Raw genomic sequence first — 13,523 nt, 5'->3', positions numbered from 1 at the left:
GACTCGGCCGATGTGACACGCCTACACCGGCGACGCTTCCTGGCGGGCAGCGATCAGGCAACTGCGGGTGAAGAACCCGGCCGTGGTGCTCCGGATGCCATGGAGGGCAGCCGTCTGTCGAAAGGCCGCCGACGTCGGTGGTGTGCCACGGCGGTACCGGAGTCGATCGGGCTGCGCGCCAGCCGGATCAACGGTTGCAGCGCCTGCATCCGAGGCCACTTACGGCGGCATCACCGCCCGGTAACGGATGCGGCCAGATACCGGAGGTGCCGCGGCGGTGGCTGTCGACGAGGTGCGTGTCGACCATGCCGATCGCCTCCATGAGCGCGAACATGGTCGTCGGGCCGACGAATGCGAATCCCTTGCGCCGCAGTGCTTTTGACAGCGCCACGGATTCCGGTGACGTGGTGGGGATCTCTGTGATCGTCCGCGGGCGTGGCGTGGTGTCCGGTTTGAACGACCAGACGAATGCTTCCAGACCGTCCTCGGCGCGCAGTTCGGTGGTCGCGCGGGCGTTGGTGATGGCTGCGCGGATCTTGGCTTTGTTGCGCACGATTCCTGGGTTGTCGAACAGGCGCGCGACATCTTCCTCGGTGTAGGCCGCGACGGCGTCCGGATCGAAGTGGTCAAACGCTTCGCGGAAGGAGGGGCGTTTGCGCAGGATCGTCGCCCAGGAGAGCCCGGCCTGGAAGCCCTCCAGGCTGATCCGCTCGAAAAGGGCCTGTTCGCCGCGCACGGGCATGCCCCATTCGGTGTCGTAGTACTCGCGCAGCAGGGGATCGCGGGCCGCCCACGGCGGACGCGCCAACCCGTCCTCGCCGATCACGACCCCGGCGTCGGTCGTGGTGTCTGCCGCTGCGGGACTCAAGGTCTCGTTCTCCTCGGGTTCTCGTGGTGTGCGACCGGTACCTGGCCGCACGTGCTTTTGGGTTATACCAGCAGAAAGTGCTCAAGGGGTCGAATCGGTGCGGTGCAGGAGCATGGTGCGGACCACTTCTCAGGTGCCGCCGTCACGGGTTGCGCCGCGCAGCCCGTCGAAGGTTCCAACTCCGCCGAGGGCGATCAGGTCCTCGGTGGCGAGGGAGGCGGTGCCGATCGTGCGGGCCGTTCTTCCACTCCCGGTACCGATCGGGCAGGCACACCGCGCAGGGCCGGTAGCCGCCGCACGTGCGGTGGCCTCGTCCGCGAAGAACACCCGGTGCGCCATGTAGCCTCCGTCGGCGATCGCGCGCAGCGCGGACGGGCAGTCGAGCCGCCCGTAGATCCTGCCGCGCCGGTATCCGCCGAGGCGACCTGGCGCGGCGCTTACGTACGGTCGCCCGTCGGCCCCGAGCAGCGTGTAGGTCATCAGGTCGCGTTGTGGAAGACCAGCCCCAGCGTGTGGCGCCGTCCGGAACGCACCGGCGAGACCCCATGCCGCACCGGAGACGCGGACCAGCCGCGCGCCGAGCGCACCGGCCGGTCGCGAGTGGTGAACACCAGGCCGTGCCCCTGCGGGATCAGCGTTGCGGTGCCCCGGGACTGGGCGCGAGGGCGCTGCTCCACCAGCGTGCTCATGCTGCCTCCAGGTTCAGCAGGATTGCTTTGGCCTCCACGCCGCCGACGTATCCGCCCGAAGTGCCGTCCGAGCGCACTACGCGGTGGCACGGCACCACGACCGGCAGCGGGTTCGTTGCGCACGCGCTACCCACCGCGCGCACCGCCCGCGGGCTCCCTGCGACCGTGGCGACCTCGGCGTAGCTGGCGGTTCGGCCGTAGGCGATGTCGGGCAGGTGCGACAGCACGTTGAGCCGGAACCCGCGCGAGAGGCGCCAGTCCAGCGGCAGGTCGAAGGTGCGCCGCCGCCCGGAGAAGTACTGCTCGATCTGCCGGGCGACCTCGTCCAACCGGTCCGGTGCCCGCAGGATGCGCGGGCTGATCGTCGCGGCCAGCGACGCCAAAACTTTGTCGTGCCCTTGGCGGGCGAAGGCGACCCGCACCAGGCCGCGTTCGGTACCGGCCAGCAGCAGCTCGCCGACCGGAGTGTCCATCGTGCGGTAGGCGACGTCGAGCAGCCCTTCCCGCTTGGCCGCGTTCACCAGCTCGATGTGCAGCCGCTTGCTGGCGTCGAAGTCGATCGCCGGGAGCGCGTCGAACAGGTGCCTGTCGTCGTTTTCGTGGATCGTCATCATCGCGCTTCCCCTCCCACGCTCGTGGCATGTCTGTACGTCGTGCGCAGTGTCTTTATGCCGTCCGCCGCGGCCCGGCGGGCGGCATCGGTGCTGCCGCCGAGGATCGCGGCGATCTCGGCGTAGGGCAGGTCGGCCAGGTAGTGGTAGGCCACCGCCATGCGCTGCTTGGTCGGCAGCGCGCTCAGCGCCGCCCACAGGTCTCCGTCCCAGTCCTCCGGGCGGCCCGTGGTGCTGGGCCGCTCAGGCACGCGCTCGACCATCACCGGTCGGCGTGCCGTCGCCCGGGTGACGTCGACCGCCTTGCGGTGGGCGATCGTGACCAGCCAGGCCTCCACGTTCGCGTCTTCGGCGAGCTCCGGGTAGGCGCGCAGCGCGGCCAGGAACGTCTCGGACCAGGCGTCCTCGGCGTCGGCCGGTCCGAGCACGGCCCGGCACACTCGCAGCACCATCGGGCCGTACTCGTCAACGATCTGCTCGAACGGTTTCACTTTCACTCCCCGTAGACGGCCCGGCCCGTCGGAACGTGAGATGCGGATCCGGCCCACGCCGCGATCGTCACCCGCCCGGGGGCCCCGCCGGTCGCGCGCCGCGCCGGCCCGCGGCTCGGGCGTCGCGACCCCACGTGACGAGCCTCTCACCGACGGCGCGAGGGCGAGCCGGAAGGGCGTGTTCACCACGGAAGTCACCGGATGCGCGGTGGCCGTCCGGCACGGTCCGCGCACGCCCCAGGCCCTTGCCAACGGCTGCCCAGTCGGTAGCCTCCGTTGTGCTGGTGGTTCGTCCACCCCGGATCGCGACGGGAAGTCGTGGCCGCGGGCGGGCGAGGCAAGAGGGAATCCGGTGCGAATCCGGGACTGCCCCGCAGCGGTGAGTGGGAACGAACGCCGTCCCCGGTCCGAGACCGGGCACAGCACTGGGCATGCGTGCCTGGGAAGCGACGGCCAGTAGGAACCCCGGCGTCGGCCGGGACGTGCCCGCGAGTCCGAAGACCTGCCACCGGTGCGCGCACCCGGTGGTGCGCGCGGTCCGGGGTCTCGCGGGAGGACCTGGCGGACGACCGGTTCGCGCCGCGCGGCGTTGCCGGTTCGCCTGCGCCTTCCCTGACCTCGGGGCATCCGTCGTCGAGCTCGCGAGGAGAGGGCGTTGACCAGCAAGATCGGATCTACCGTACTCGGCTATCCCAGGATCGGCCCCAACCGGGAACTCAAGCGCGCACTGGAGCGCTACTGGTCGTCCCGCATCGACGAGGCGGAACTGCGTGCGGTCGCGCGGGAACTGCGCGTCGACGCGTGGCGCGCGCTGCGGGACGCGGGCCTGGATTCGGTGCCGGGCAACACGTTCTCGTTCTACGACCAGGTGTTGGACACCGCGGTCACCTTCGGCGCGGTCCCACCGCGCTTCGCCGGGCTCGGGTTGGGTCCGCTGGACACCTACTTCGCGATGGCGCGCGGGGTGGAATCCGCGCCGCCGCTGGAGATGACGAAGTGGTTCGACACCAACTACCACTACCTGGTGCCCGAGATCGGTCCGGACATGCGGTTCTCGCTGGCCGACCGCACGCCGGTGGAGCAGTACCGGGAGGCCGCGGCGGAGGGCGTGACCACCCGACCGGTGCTGGTCGGCCCGCTCACCTTCCTGCTGCTGGCCAAAGCCGCCGACGGGGCCCCCGAGTCGTTCCGGCCGCTGGATCGGCTCGACGGGCTGCTCGATGCTTACGCGGAGCTGCTGGGCGAACTGCGCCGGGCCGGTGTGGAGTGGGTGCAGCTGGACGAGCCAGCGTTCGCTGCGGACCGCACGCCGGACGAGCTCGATGCGCTGCGCGCCGCGTACCAGCGGCTCGGTGAACTGGAGGAGCGCCCGAACCTGCTGGTCGCGGGCTACTTCGGTGATCTCGGCGAGGCTCTGGGCGCGCTGGCGTCCAGCCCGGTCGAGGCGCTCGCCGTCGATCTCGTCGCCGGGAAGTCCACAGTGGATTCGCTGTCGACCGTTCGGGGCCTGAGCGGTAAAACCCTGGTCGCCGGGCTCGTCGACGGGCGTAACGTCTGGCGCACCGATCTGGACAAGGCGCTTGCAACCGCAGCCACGCTGCTCGGCTCGGCGGACGAGGTAGCGGTCAGCACGTCGTGCTCGTTGCTCCACGTGCCGTACGACGTCGCGGCGGAAGCCGACATCGATCCGCAGGTGAAGTCCTGGTTGGCGTTCGCCGCGCAGAAGGTTCGCGAGGTGGTCGTCCTCGGCCGTGCGTTGGGCGAGGGCCGCGACGTGGTGGCTGGTGAGCTGGCCGAGGCACGAGCCGCGATTGCCGACCGCGCCAGCGCGGAGCGGGTCCGCAACCACCGCGTCCGGGCGCGGCTGCGGGCTCTGCGGCCGGAGTACTCGCAGCGCAGCGACTACGAGGCGAGGCGCGCCGCCCAGCAGAAGTCCTTGCGCCTGCCCGCATTGCCGACCACGACGATCGGTTCGTTCCCACAGACCACGGACGTCCGCAAGGCGCGCGCCGCGTTGCGCTCCGGCCGCATCGACCAGGCGACCTACCGGCAGCGGATGCGGGACGAGATCGAGCGCGTCATCCGGCTGCAGGAGGAGATCGGGCTCGACGTCCTGGTGCACGGCGAACCCGAGCGCAACGACATGGTGCAGTATTTCGCCGAGAACCTGAACGGCTTCGCCAGCACCGACAACGGCTGGGTGCAGTCGTACGGATCGCGGTGCGTGCGGCCGCCGATCCTGTTCGGCGACGTTGCCCGCCCGAAACCGATCACTGTCGAGTGGACGAGTTACGCCCAGCGGTTGACCGAGAAACCGGTCAAGGGCATGCTCACCGGCCCGGTGACGATCCTGGCGTGGTCGTTCGTCCGCGACGACCAGCCGCTGGCGGACACCGCGAAGCAAGTCGCGCTGGCCATCCGGGACGAGGTGAACGACCTGGAAGCCGCCGGAATCCGGGTCGTCCAGGTCGACGAGCCCGCCTTGCGTGAACTGCTGTCGCTGCGCTCGGCACAGCACGCGGACTACCTGGACTGGGCGGTGACGTCGTTCCGGCTGGCGACCTGCGGCGTCGCCGAGTCCACCCAGATCCACACCCACCTGTGCTATTCGGAGTTCGGCGATGTGATCAACGCGATCGTGGCGCTGGACGCCGACGTCACCAGCATCGAGGCCGCCCGCTCGCGGATGGAGGTGCTGGCAGACCTCAACGCGGTCGGCTTCGGTCGCGGCGTCGGGCCCGGCGTTTACGACATCCACTCGCCGCGCGTGCCCGAGACCGCCGAGGTCGTGGATCTGTTGCGGGCCGCGCTCGCGGCCGTTCCGGCGGAGCGGTTGTGGGTCAATCCCGACTGCGGGCTGAAGACCCGCGGCTACGCCGAGGTCGAGGCGGCGCTGAAACACATGGTCGGGGCCATAGCCGAGCTGCGCTGACGGCGGACCCGCGGGCGGCGCGTGCGTCGAACAGGACTCCGGTCAGGTGTTCACGCGGCGGATGGGAGTTGGTCGTCGCGTCGGACCAGTGCCGCGTAGCGGCCGTCGGCGGCCAGCAATTCGTCGTGCGTGCCGCGCTCCACGATCTGGCCGCCGTCGAGCACCACGATCTGGTCCGCGTGGCGCACGGTCGACAACCGGTGCGCGATCGTGATCGTGGTCCGGCCCGAGGACAGCTCGTCGAGAGCTTGCTGCACCGCGCGTTCGGTCCGGGTGTCCAAGGCGCTGGTGGCCTCGTCGAGGATCAGGATCGGCGGGTCGCGCAGGATCGTGCGGGCGATCGCGAGCCGCTGCTTCTCCCCGCCGGAGAACCTGTATCCGCGCTCGCCGACCAAGGTGTCGTAGCCGTCCGGCAGCTCTGCGATGTGGTCGTGGATCTTCGCCGCCTTCGCCGCGGCGACCAGTTGTTCGTCGGTGGCGTCGGGCTTGGCGAAGCGTAGGTTCTCGGCCACCGAGGCGTGCAGCAGGTAAGGCTCCTGGGAGACGACGCCGACCGCGGCGGCGAGCGTGTCGAAGCCGAGCTCGCGCACGTCGACACCGTCGATGCGCACCTGCCCGTCGGTGACGTCGTAGAGGCGCGGCACCAGGTAGCTGAGCGTTGTTTTTCCGGACCCGGTTTCGCCGACCACGGCGAGGCTGGTGCCGGCCGGCACGGTCACGTCGATTCCGGTGAGGGTTCCGTCGGTGCTCTCGGGAGAGTAGGCGAACGACACGTTCGCGAACCGCACTTCGCCCTCGATCGGCGACAGCCGCTCCGGCCGTTCCGGTTCGTCGATGTCGATCGGCAGGTCGAGGTATTCGAAGATGCGGCCGAACAGCGCCAGCGAGCTCTGCACGTCCACACCAGTGGACAGCAGCGACAGCGTCGGCCGGAACAGGGCCTGCTGCAAGGTTACGAAGGCGACCAGTGTGCCCAAGGTGATCAGCGGGGCGCCGAAGGTGCTGGTGACGCCGGCCGCCCAGTAAATCAGCGCGGGCAGCGCGGTCATCACGATCTGGATGCTCGACATCCGCCACCGGCCCGCCATGCTGGAACTGACTTCGAGCCGGGCCAGCTCGGCCGACTCGGCGGCGAAAGCATCGATGAGAGATTGCGCCCGGCCCATTGTGCGACCCAGCAGGATTCCGTTGACGGAAAGGGATTCCTGCACGCCGGCGGACATCGATGCGAGTTGACGCTGCCGCTTCGCGGTGATCCTCTTGCGTTCCCGGCCGATCCGGCGGCTGACCCACACGAACACCGGCAGTAGGGCCACCGACGCGATCGTCAGCCGCCAGTCCAACGCGACCATCGCGATCACGGTGGCCACCACGGTGGTGAGGTTGGAGACCAGCGAGGTGGCGGTGGACGTGACGGTGGCCTGCATGCCGCCGATGTCGTTGGCGATGCGGGATTGGATCTCGCCGGTTCGGGTGCGGGTGAAGAACGCCAGCGACATGCGTTGCAGCCGGGCGTAGACCGTGGAACGCAGGCCGTGCATCACGCTCTGCCCGACCTTGGTGGACAGGTACGTCTGCGCGACGTTGAACACGCTGGTCGCGACGGCCACGCCGATCATGCCGAGCACCAGTGCGGTCAGCAGGCCGAGCCGTTGCCGCGGGATGGCGACGTCGAGGACCTCGCGCAGCAGGAACGGCGACGCGACGGAGACCAGGGACGACGCGGCGACCAGCAGCGCGACGACCAGGAGCATGCTCCGGTGTGGGCGGAAGAGACCGCCGATGCGGCGGAGCTGCGCGGGTGGGGGAGTGGTTTTCTCGGGCGCTGACATAGGCGGCTCCAGTGATGGCAGATGCGGAGACGCCTTCATATTTACCATAGCTCACTATTACTGTCACTCTGTTAAACTGGCTGGGTGGATGCCGGTGGTGAAGAAGAACGTCTCGGCGGGCTATTCCTGCGGCTCGCCAAGTCCGCGCACGTCCTGCAGCGGCGCGGTGCCGGGGATCTCGGGCTGACCCCGGCGCAGGCGCGTGCGCTGTCCGTGCTCGGCAGGTGTGAGACGCCGCCGCGCATGGCGGAGCTCGCGGAACTGCTGCACGTGGTGCCGCGAGCGGTGACGCCGATCGTCGACGCCCTCGAGGACGTGGGCCTGCTGCGGCGCGAGGTCGATCCCGGAAATCGCCGCTCTACCCTGCTGGAACTGACCGGGGAAGGCCGGAAGATGTGCAAGCGGCTGGCCGACATCCGCGCCCGCGCGGCGGCGCAGCTGTTTTCCCCGCTCACCGCCGAACAGCGGCAAACCCTGCTGGAACTACTGGAAAAGGTCGACCCGGCGACGACGGGCTGACCGGCCGCGGCCGGACAAGACGGCCCGCGAGTCCGAACAGGACTCGTGGGCCGACGGTCGCTACGTCGAAGACGTCTACGTCGGCTGACACCGCCGGCGGCACCGCGGAGCTCCGCCCCGCCGTGTCGGGCGGGTTCCTTCACGGGTGCCCGATTGCGGTGGTGATGCCGACGAGCAGGCTGGTGAGGCCAGCACTTCCGGGTCAACGACCGGTGACCGCGCCGGTTACTGCGCCGGTTACTGCGCGAAATGGCGGGGAGGGGAGAGAGCCGTGATGGTGGCCATAGTGCGCACGTCGCGTGACCGTGGCAGTGGCGTTCCGTGTTCAGTCGCCATCGGAGGTCGCCTGATCGTGCAGAACTCGGCGGGAGCCGCGAGGATCTGGGGAACCGACGAGGAAAGGCGGAACCGGCATGGATGAGGAGACCCGCCACCGGCTGACCGAGGTGCGTTCGCTGGCCGAGGAACTGCACCCCGAGCAGATCGAGGCCGAGATCGGCCGCGCGCGGGTCGAGGCGTACCAGGAGGGCATGCGGTTCGCCGCCGACTACGTCGAGCACGGACCGCGGCGCAGCGAGCGCGCGGACATCCCGCTGCCCCGGGGCTGAGTGCTCCACAGTGGATTTTTGAGGGGCAGGGCGCGGGCCGGCCGCGGGCAGGATCACCTGGTCGACGATGTCCGCGATGTCCTGCGCGGACATCGACAGGCCCTGCAGCAGGCAGGTGTGGATGACGACGGCCGGTCCAGCTTGGACCACGAACGGGCTTACCGCACCGTGGCGGATCTCGCCCCGATGGGCGGCCCGCTCGAAGATGGTGTGCATCGTCCGGATCCGCGGCGCGGTCACCTGCTCCCTGGCCGCGGCCTGCAGGTCGTCGCGCCGTCGTCGTTCTGGCCGATGGTCGTCACGACGGAGTTGAGCCAGATGTCGGCGTTGCCGTCGGCCGCCATCGCGGCAGCGAGCGAGGCGGCGCCCGCGAACAGCCGGTAGCCGGAGGTGGCTTCGTGCAACAGCCGCCAGTTGCCGGATGCCGCCGCGCACCACCGCATGGCCTGGGTGAGCCCGGAGACCTCGGCCGAGCACCGCCACCGAGTGGCCGCGCAACGACAGCTCACGAGCGGCGGTCAGCCCGGCGAATCCGGCACCGATGACGACAACGACGTCGTAGGACTCCGTGCACGGCCCCCGTTCCTGTATTCCGGTCAACTGCGCATGCTTGCCGGGACGATGCAATACCTCGATCCACCGATCGGGCACCTCTCCCTTGCTCAGGGAAATCGCACTGGGGCTGCCAATCGGTGTGGTTCGCGGCTCGGCCTGTGTTGGGAAGAGGCAGCCTGGGGTTCTCGATCTCCGCGAGCCAGTCTCTTGTGGATCGTTCCGGCGGCAAGGGGCGGATTCCCTGAGCAGGCTTGCCCGGACTGGTGGAGTGCGGCTCCGCTCCTTGGTGACGAGATGGAGCCGGACGCTATTCGTTGGAGTGCCCGGCTCGATAACGTCGATGGGTTTCAGCGCCGGGACTCCGTGGTGGGGATGCCGTGGAATGCCCCGCGCAGGGCGAGGGAGCTCGCACCGCGGGCGGCCCAGAACGCCACGGCGATGTAGAGGACCTGTTCCGGAATGCGCTGCCACAGCGGGGACACGGGTTCGCTGGCGAGCATGACTTCCGCGCTGGTGGCGTAGATGTTCGCTGGCAGCATCACGACGAACAGCAGCGCCAGGCAGTAGCCGGTCGCGCGGCGGGTCCAGGGGATGATCAGGCCCAGGGCACCGAGTAATTCCAGGACACCCGTGAGGTAGACCATCGCCGACGGGAACGGCACCGCGGGCGGCACCATCCGGACCAGGTCGTCGTGCGTCGGCATGACGGTGACGCCGGCCGGGGCGAAGTGCGCGCTGGCGGTCATGACGAGCATGATCGCCAGCGCGTGCGCCGCGGCGGCGGGCCAGGTGGCGAACCGGCGTACGCCGACGGCGCCGAGCCCGCGCAGTCCCAGGAGTGCGATGAGAAGTACGAGGAGTGTCATGACGGTTCCGATCTAGTCACTGTCAAGTTTTGCTCGAAGCTACCGAAGTGCCTGGTATCTTGTCAATGACAAGGTCGCCTCCGGGTGCAGTCCACGTCTGAGTGAAAGGCCCGCTGTGAGCAAGATGGGATACCACCATGGGGACCTTCGCCGCACGATCGTCGCCGCCGCCGTCGAGGCCATCGGAGATTCGGGTCTCGACGGCTGGAGCCTGCGGGAACTTGCTCGGCGTGCCGGCGTCTCGCACGCTGCGCCCGCACACCACTTCGGTGACAAGAGCGGCGTGCTGACCGCCATCGCCGTCGAAGGGTTCACGCTGCTCGCCGACGCCCTCGAAGCGGCCGAACCTGACTTGCTCGACATGGGCCTCGCCTACGTTTCCTTCGCCGTGACCTATCCGGCCCACTTCGGCGTGATGTTCCAGCCCGGCCTCTACCGGGACGACGACGAGGCGGTCCAGAAGGCCGAGGCGCGCGCCGGTGACGTGCTGCGCGCAGGTGCGCGGGCCGTAACCGTCCCGCCGTCCGGCCCGGAGCACACCACCCTCGCGGCCTGGTCGATCGTGCACGGCTTCGCCAACCTGTGGCTCAGCGGCGCATTGCGGATGCCCGCCGACACGGATCCGGTCCAAGCAGCCCGGCCGGTCCTGCGCCGGCTCCTCGAACATTGAGGATGTGCGCGGACCCACACCCTCGTGGCCGCCAACGGAGATCGGCGCAAAAAAGTCCGCTTCGCCACGGACAACACCGGGCCGCAGATCTCCTCGATCAGTCCCGCCGATGGGTCGATGGTCTCGAGCGGACGGGTCGAAGTGACTGTGGCGGCACATGACGCCGTCTCGAACGTCGCGGCGACCACGGCGGTGCTCGACGGTACGAAGATCCCGGTACCGGACTCGTTCCCGGCCGAGAACATCCCGGCGGGCAAGCACGTGTTGGCGGTGACGGTGACCGATGCGACCGGTAACACGACGACGAGCACCAGCACAGTTCATTACCCCGCAGCCGGTGATCCGCCCTGGCGCCTACGACCGCGGGCAGGTCTGGGAGGGCCCTATGGCCGGCCCCGACGCGCCGACGATCATGGCTGCCGGCGGCATCGCCTGTGCGGCGACGAGCCGGACCACGCCGACCGCGTGCCGGCAGGCGGAGGTTGCGGACCTCATCAGGTCGCACAGCCCCGCGGCCGTGCTCACGCTCGCCGACAACCAGTACGACGTGGGCACGCTGCCCGCCTTCCTCCATTCGATGACGTGGGAGGAGTACAGGCCCTCGCGACGCAGGATGGCGCCTTTCTCGCCGTTGGGTGCGTTCTCGTACTCGGCGACGATGGCGAGCTTGTAGTCGGGGCTGAACACTCGCCGGGTCGGCCGGGGTGCGGGGTCGGCCGCCGGGGAGCTGGGCTGGTCATCAGACGGGGTGGACACGTACACAAGGATCTCCGATCCCGCCCTCGGTCGTGGACCCCGGGTACTCACTCGGGGTGTCTCACCTCAGCCTGACAAAGAGGGTTGCGCAGGTCAGTGGATGGGGCCGGTGCGCCTCAGAGGGCATCTCAGGGTGTCTTCCCTGCCGATCCCCGCCACAGACGTGGCTGCGTTTCTCCCGGGTCGTGGGCTCGATGGCTGGATATCGGCAGCTCCCGTGGGTGTACGACATGCGATCTCGATTGGTCTGGAGTAGGCAGATCTCTTGGGGCAGCTGATGGACCACATTCGTCGACTGCCCCATTCGAACCGAAACTACGGGGGTTCAGAAATGACACGTCAGATGAGCACCGAGATGCAGCAGTGCATTGACATGTGCAACAAATGTCATGACAAGTGCGAGCAGATGTTGTCCCGCTGCATGGAGATGCGCAGTGAACAATCGATGCAGATGAGCATGATGTTGATGTCCTGCGCGGAAATGTGTCGCATGTGTGCGGACATGATGATGCGCTGTTCGAGCATGGCGAAGACCGGCGCGGACATGGTGCAGATGTGCGTACGGATGTGCGGAATGTGTGCCGACATGTGCGAGATGTCCGCCGACATGTGCAGGCAGATGGATGCCAAGGAGATGACCGAGCTGGCGGATCTGATGACGCAGTGCGCCGTCATGTGCCGTCAGGTGACGCCGCAAGCGATGCAGCCTGCGTGACCGGGCAGGACCACGTCCGCTTCCTCGTGCCTTCAGGGCGGAGGACGTGGTCCTTTACCCGCATGATTGCCCAGCACGTCATGGCTGCGGTGCAAACCCGCTCCGCCGACGCTACGCAGTGGCGTCGAGGGCTGCGCCCGGGTATTCGGGTGGAGAATTCGACCGGGGAATGAGCGGGGCCGGGCGTGTTGCGGATTGCCTATCACCTCCTGCGGTGGGCCGTCTTCGACGACGACCCAACCGTCCATGACGGACCATGCGGTCCGTGACCTCGCGGGCGAAACCCACCTCGTTCGTGGGATTCGGCGACCGCGGTGGACGTGACACTGTGGATCGCGTCGACCTGCGCGACCGCTGTTATCGTGTTTGCGTGACGACGGACATGGTGACGGACAGCGCCTCGGTGGGCGAGGCCGTGGTGGGCGAACTGACCGGCCGCGGCATGCAGCCCAGACAGCTGATCGTCACCGTCTACGGCTTGTACGCGCGGGAGGCCGGCGGCTGGCTGTCTGTGGCGTCGTTGGTGCAGCTGCTCGCCGATCTCGGCGTCGACGAGCCCGCGGTGCGCTCGTCGATCTCGCGGCTGAAGCGGCGCGGGATTCTGCTGGCCGAGCGGCGCGGCGGGGCGGCGGGCTACGAACTGTCCGGTGCTGCGCTGGAGATCCTGCGGGAAGGCGACGAGTGGATCTTCCGACCGGAGCGCGCCCCCCTCGCCGAGGGTTGGGTGCTGGCGGTGTTCTCGGTCCCGGAATCGGAACGGCAGAAGCGGCACGTGCTGCGCACCCAGCTGACGCGGCTGGGTTTCGGCACCGCCGCGCCGGGGGTGTGGATCGCCCCGGCCGACCTGCGGGACGCGGCGAGCAGCGTCCTGCGGCGCTACGAGCTGGCCGGCTACGCCGATCTGTTCCACGCCGAGCACCTCGCTTTCGGCGATCTGCGGACCAAGGTGGCGCAGTGGTGGGACCTGGAGCAACTGCAGCAGCTCTACGGCGAGTTCATCGGGGTGCACCAGCCGGTGCTGCGGCGTTGGCGGCGTCGCCGGGCACCGCGCGGACCGGAGGCCTTCGCCGACTACGTGCGGGTGCTCACCGACTGGCGCCGATTGCCCTACCTCGACCCCGGGCTGCCCGCCGAGCTGCTGCCGAAGGACTGGAACGGGACGGTGGCCGCGGAGGTGTTCTTCACGCTGAAGTCCTTGTTGGAGCAGCAGGCCCACGAGCACGTCGAAGCCGTCACGGCGCGCTGATCGGTTCGGCGGGGATCGCGGCGGTGGGTGCGGGATTCGTCTCGGTCGGCCATTCTCCTAGGTGGTGTGGGTGGTGCTGATCGCTGCGTTCCGAGGTGGCCCGTGCGCGGTTTTCGGGGCTATAGCGCTCGAAACCGCTCACGACACCTGCGCCTCAGGCGACAA

General features: G+C 69.0%; 13 protein-coding genes, 2 pseudogenes and 1 riboswitch. Of the genes and pseudogenes, 6 read left to right on the top strand and 9 right to left on the bottom strand.

Going from position 1 to position 13,523, the window contains the following annotated elements:
* Positions 1 to 187 precede the first annotated feature (187 nt).
* The 5 genes and pseudogenes from ACRXBZ_RS00560 to ACRXBZ_RS00540 all read right to left on the bottom strand — a co-directional run bounded on the left by ACRXBZ_RS00560 (position 188) and on the right by ACRXBZ_RS00540 (position 2,665).
* Positions 188 to 826 carry a DNA-3-methyladenine glycosylase I gene (locus ACRXBZ_RS00560; RefSeq protein ID WP_433877264.1) on the bottom strand — a complete coding sequence of 213 codons (639 nt, stop codon included), beginning with the start codon at positions 824 to 826 and terminating at the stop codon, positions 188 to 190.
* Between the two features lie 171 nt (positions 827 to 997).
* Positions 998 to 1,348 (bottom strand): hypothetical protein, encoded by a 351-nt coding sequence (locus tag ACRXBZ_RS00555; RefSeq protein WP_433877263.1) that lies wholly within the window; start codon positions 1,346 to 1,348, stop codon positions 998 to 1,000.
* Positions 1,348 to 1,563 (bottom strand): annotated as a pseudogene (locus ACRXBZ_RS00550) (2OG-Fe(II) oxygenase); the annotation flags it as partial. The pseudogene ACRXBZ_RS00550 and the gene ACRXBZ_RS00555, both read right to left, overlap by 1 nt.
* Entirely contained in the window at positions 1,554 to 2,171 is a 618-nt protein-coding gene (locus ACRXBZ_RS00545) for a methylated-DNA--[protein]-cysteine S-methyltransferase (RefSeq protein ID WP_168588947.1), read from the bottom strand. The pseudogene ACRXBZ_RS00550 and the gene ACRXBZ_RS00545, both read right to left, overlap by 10 nt.
* Positions 2,168 to 2,665: an RNA polymerase sigma factor gene (locus ACRXBZ_RS00540; protein WP_168590514.1), complete on the bottom strand. Its 498-nt coding sequence runs from the start codon at positions 2,663 to 2,665 to the stop codon at positions 2,168 to 2,170. The genes ACRXBZ_RS00545 and ACRXBZ_RS00540 overlap by 4 nt, the downstream gene beginning before the upstream one ends.
* A 262-nt stretch (positions 2,666 to 2,927) precedes the next feature.
* A riboswitch (cobalamin riboswitch) is annotated at positions 2,928 to 3,183 on the top strand.
* 131 nt (positions 3,184 to 3,314) lie between these two features.
* Between ACRXBZ_RS00540 and metE the strand changes: the two genes are divergently transcribed.
* Positions 3,315 to 5,591 (top strand): 5-methyltetrahydropteroyltriglutamate--homocysteine S-methyltransferase, encoded by a 2,277-nt coding sequence (metE, locus tag ACRXBZ_RS00535; protein WP_433877262.1) that lies wholly within the window; start codon positions 3,315 to 3,317, stop codon positions 5,589 to 5,591.
* 50 nt (positions 5,592 to 5,641) lie between these two features.
* On the opposite strand, the gene ACRXBZ_RS00530 is transcribed toward metE, so the two are convergent.
* Entirely contained in the window at positions 5,642 to 7,423 is a 1,782-nt protein-coding gene (locus tag ACRXBZ_RS00530; protein WP_433877261.1) for an ABC transporter ATP-binding protein, read from the bottom strand.
* An 84-nt stretch (positions 7,424 to 7,507) separates the two neighbouring features.
* Between ACRXBZ_RS00530 and ACRXBZ_RS00525 the strand changes: the two genes are divergently transcribed.
* Positions 7,508 to 7,942: a MarR family winged helix-turn-helix transcriptional regulator gene (locus ACRXBZ_RS00525; protein ID WP_433877260.1), complete on the top strand. Its 435-nt coding sequence runs from the start codon at positions 7,508 to 7,510 to the stop codon at positions 7,940 to 7,942.
* A gap of 413 nt (positions 7,943 to 8,355) precedes the next feature.
* Complete coding sequence (locus ACRXBZ_RS00520; RefSeq protein WP_433877259.1) at positions 8,356 to 8,550, top strand: hypothetical protein; 195 nt, start codon at positions 8,356 to 8,358, stop codon at positions 8,548 to 8,550.
* Between the two features lie 114 nt (positions 8,551 to 8,664).
* On the opposite strand, the pseudogene ACRXBZ_RS00515 reads toward ACRXBZ_RS00520, so the two are convergent.
* Positions 8,665 to 9,201, bottom strand: a pseudogene (locus ACRXBZ_RS00515) (FAD-dependent oxidoreductase); the annotation flags it as partial.
* A 251-nt stretch (positions 9,202 to 9,452) separates the two neighbouring features.
* Positions 9,453 to 9,971, bottom strand: a complete 519-nt coding sequence (locus ACRXBZ_RS00510) for a DoxX family protein (protein WP_433877258.1) — start codon at positions 9,969 to 9,971, stop codon at positions 9,453 to 9,455.
* Between the two features lie 124 nt (positions 9,972 to 10,095).
* Here ACRXBZ_RS00510 and ACRXBZ_RS00505 point away from each other — a divergent pair, with 124 nt between their 5' ends.
* Positions 10,096 to 10,641, top strand: a complete 546-nt coding sequence (locus ACRXBZ_RS00505) for a TetR/AcrR family transcriptional regulator (RefSeq protein WP_433883769.1) — start codon at positions 10,096 to 10,098, stop codon at positions 10,639 to 10,641.
* 354 nt (positions 10,642 to 10,995) lie between these two features.
* Here the strand turns inward: ACRXBZ_RS00505 and ACRXBZ_RS00500 are convergent, their stop codons facing one another.
* Positions 10,996 to 11,397, bottom strand: coding sequence for a hypothetical protein (locus tag ACRXBZ_RS00500; RefSeq protein WP_433877257.1), 402 nt, complete (start codon positions 11,395 to 11,397; stop codon positions 10,996 to 10,998).
* Between the two features lie 343 nt (positions 11,398 to 11,740).
* On the opposite strand from ACRXBZ_RS00500, the gene ACRXBZ_RS00495 reads away from it, so the two are divergent.
* Positions 11,741 to 12,112: a four-helix bundle copper-binding protein gene (locus ACRXBZ_RS00495; protein WP_433877256.1), complete on the top strand. Its 372-nt coding sequence runs from the start codon at positions 11,741 to 11,743 to the stop codon at positions 12,110 to 12,112.
* Positions 12,113 to 12,494: 382 nt separating this feature from the next.
* Positions 12,495 to 13,358, top strand: coding sequence for a PaaX family transcriptional regulator (locus ACRXBZ_RS00490; protein ID WP_433883768.1), 864 nt, complete (start codon positions 12,495 to 12,497; stop codon positions 13,356 to 13,358).
* The last annotated feature ends 165 nt before the right edge of the window (positions 13,359 to 13,523 follow it).

This window comes from Saccharopolyspora hattusasensis, assembly GCF_050972075.1.
GTDB lineage: Bacteria > Actinomycetota > Actinomycetes > Mycobacteriales > Pseudonocardiaceae > Saccharopolyspora > Saccharopolyspora hattusasensis.
This window is presented reverse-complemented; position numbering and strand designations above follow the sequence as displayed.

What these genes read in the sequence shown, in the direction of transcription:
- ACRXBZ_RS00555 (WP_433877263.1), bottom strand. Translation starts at nt 1,348, where the DNA reads ATGACCTACACGCTGCTCGGGGCCGACGGGCGACCGTACGTAAGCGCC.
- ACRXBZ_RS00545 (WP_168588947.1), bottom strand. Translation starts at nt 2,171, where the DNA reads ATGATGACGATCCACGAAAACGACGACAGGCACCTGTTCGACGCGCTC.
- ACRXBZ_RS00530 (WP_433877261.1), bottom strand. Translation starts at nt 7,423, where the DNA reads ATGTCAGCGCCCGAGAAAACCACTCCCCCACCCGCGCAGCTCCGCCGC.
- ACRXBZ_RS00520 (WP_433877259.1), top strand. Translation starts at nt 8,356, where the DNA reads ATGGATGAGGAGACCCGCCACCGGCTGACCGAGGTGCGTTCGCTGGCC.
- ACRXBZ_RS00510 (WP_433877258.1), bottom strand. Translation starts at nt 9,971, where the DNA reads ATGACACTCCTCGTACTTCTCATCGCACTCCTGGGACTGCGCGGGCTC.
- ACRXBZ_RS00505 (WP_433883769.1), top strand. Translation starts at nt 10,096, where the DNA reads ATGGGATACCACCATGGGGACCTTCGCCGCACGATCGTCGCCGCCGCC.
- ACRXBZ_RS00495 (WP_433877256.1), top strand. Translation starts at nt 11,741, where the DNA reads ATGAGCACCGAGATGCAGCAGTGCATTGACATGTGCAACAAATGTCAT.
- ACRXBZ_RS00490 (WP_433883768.1), top strand. Translation starts at nt 12,495, where the DNA reads ATGGTGACGGACAGCGCCTCGGTGGGCGAGGCCGTGGTGGGCGAACTG.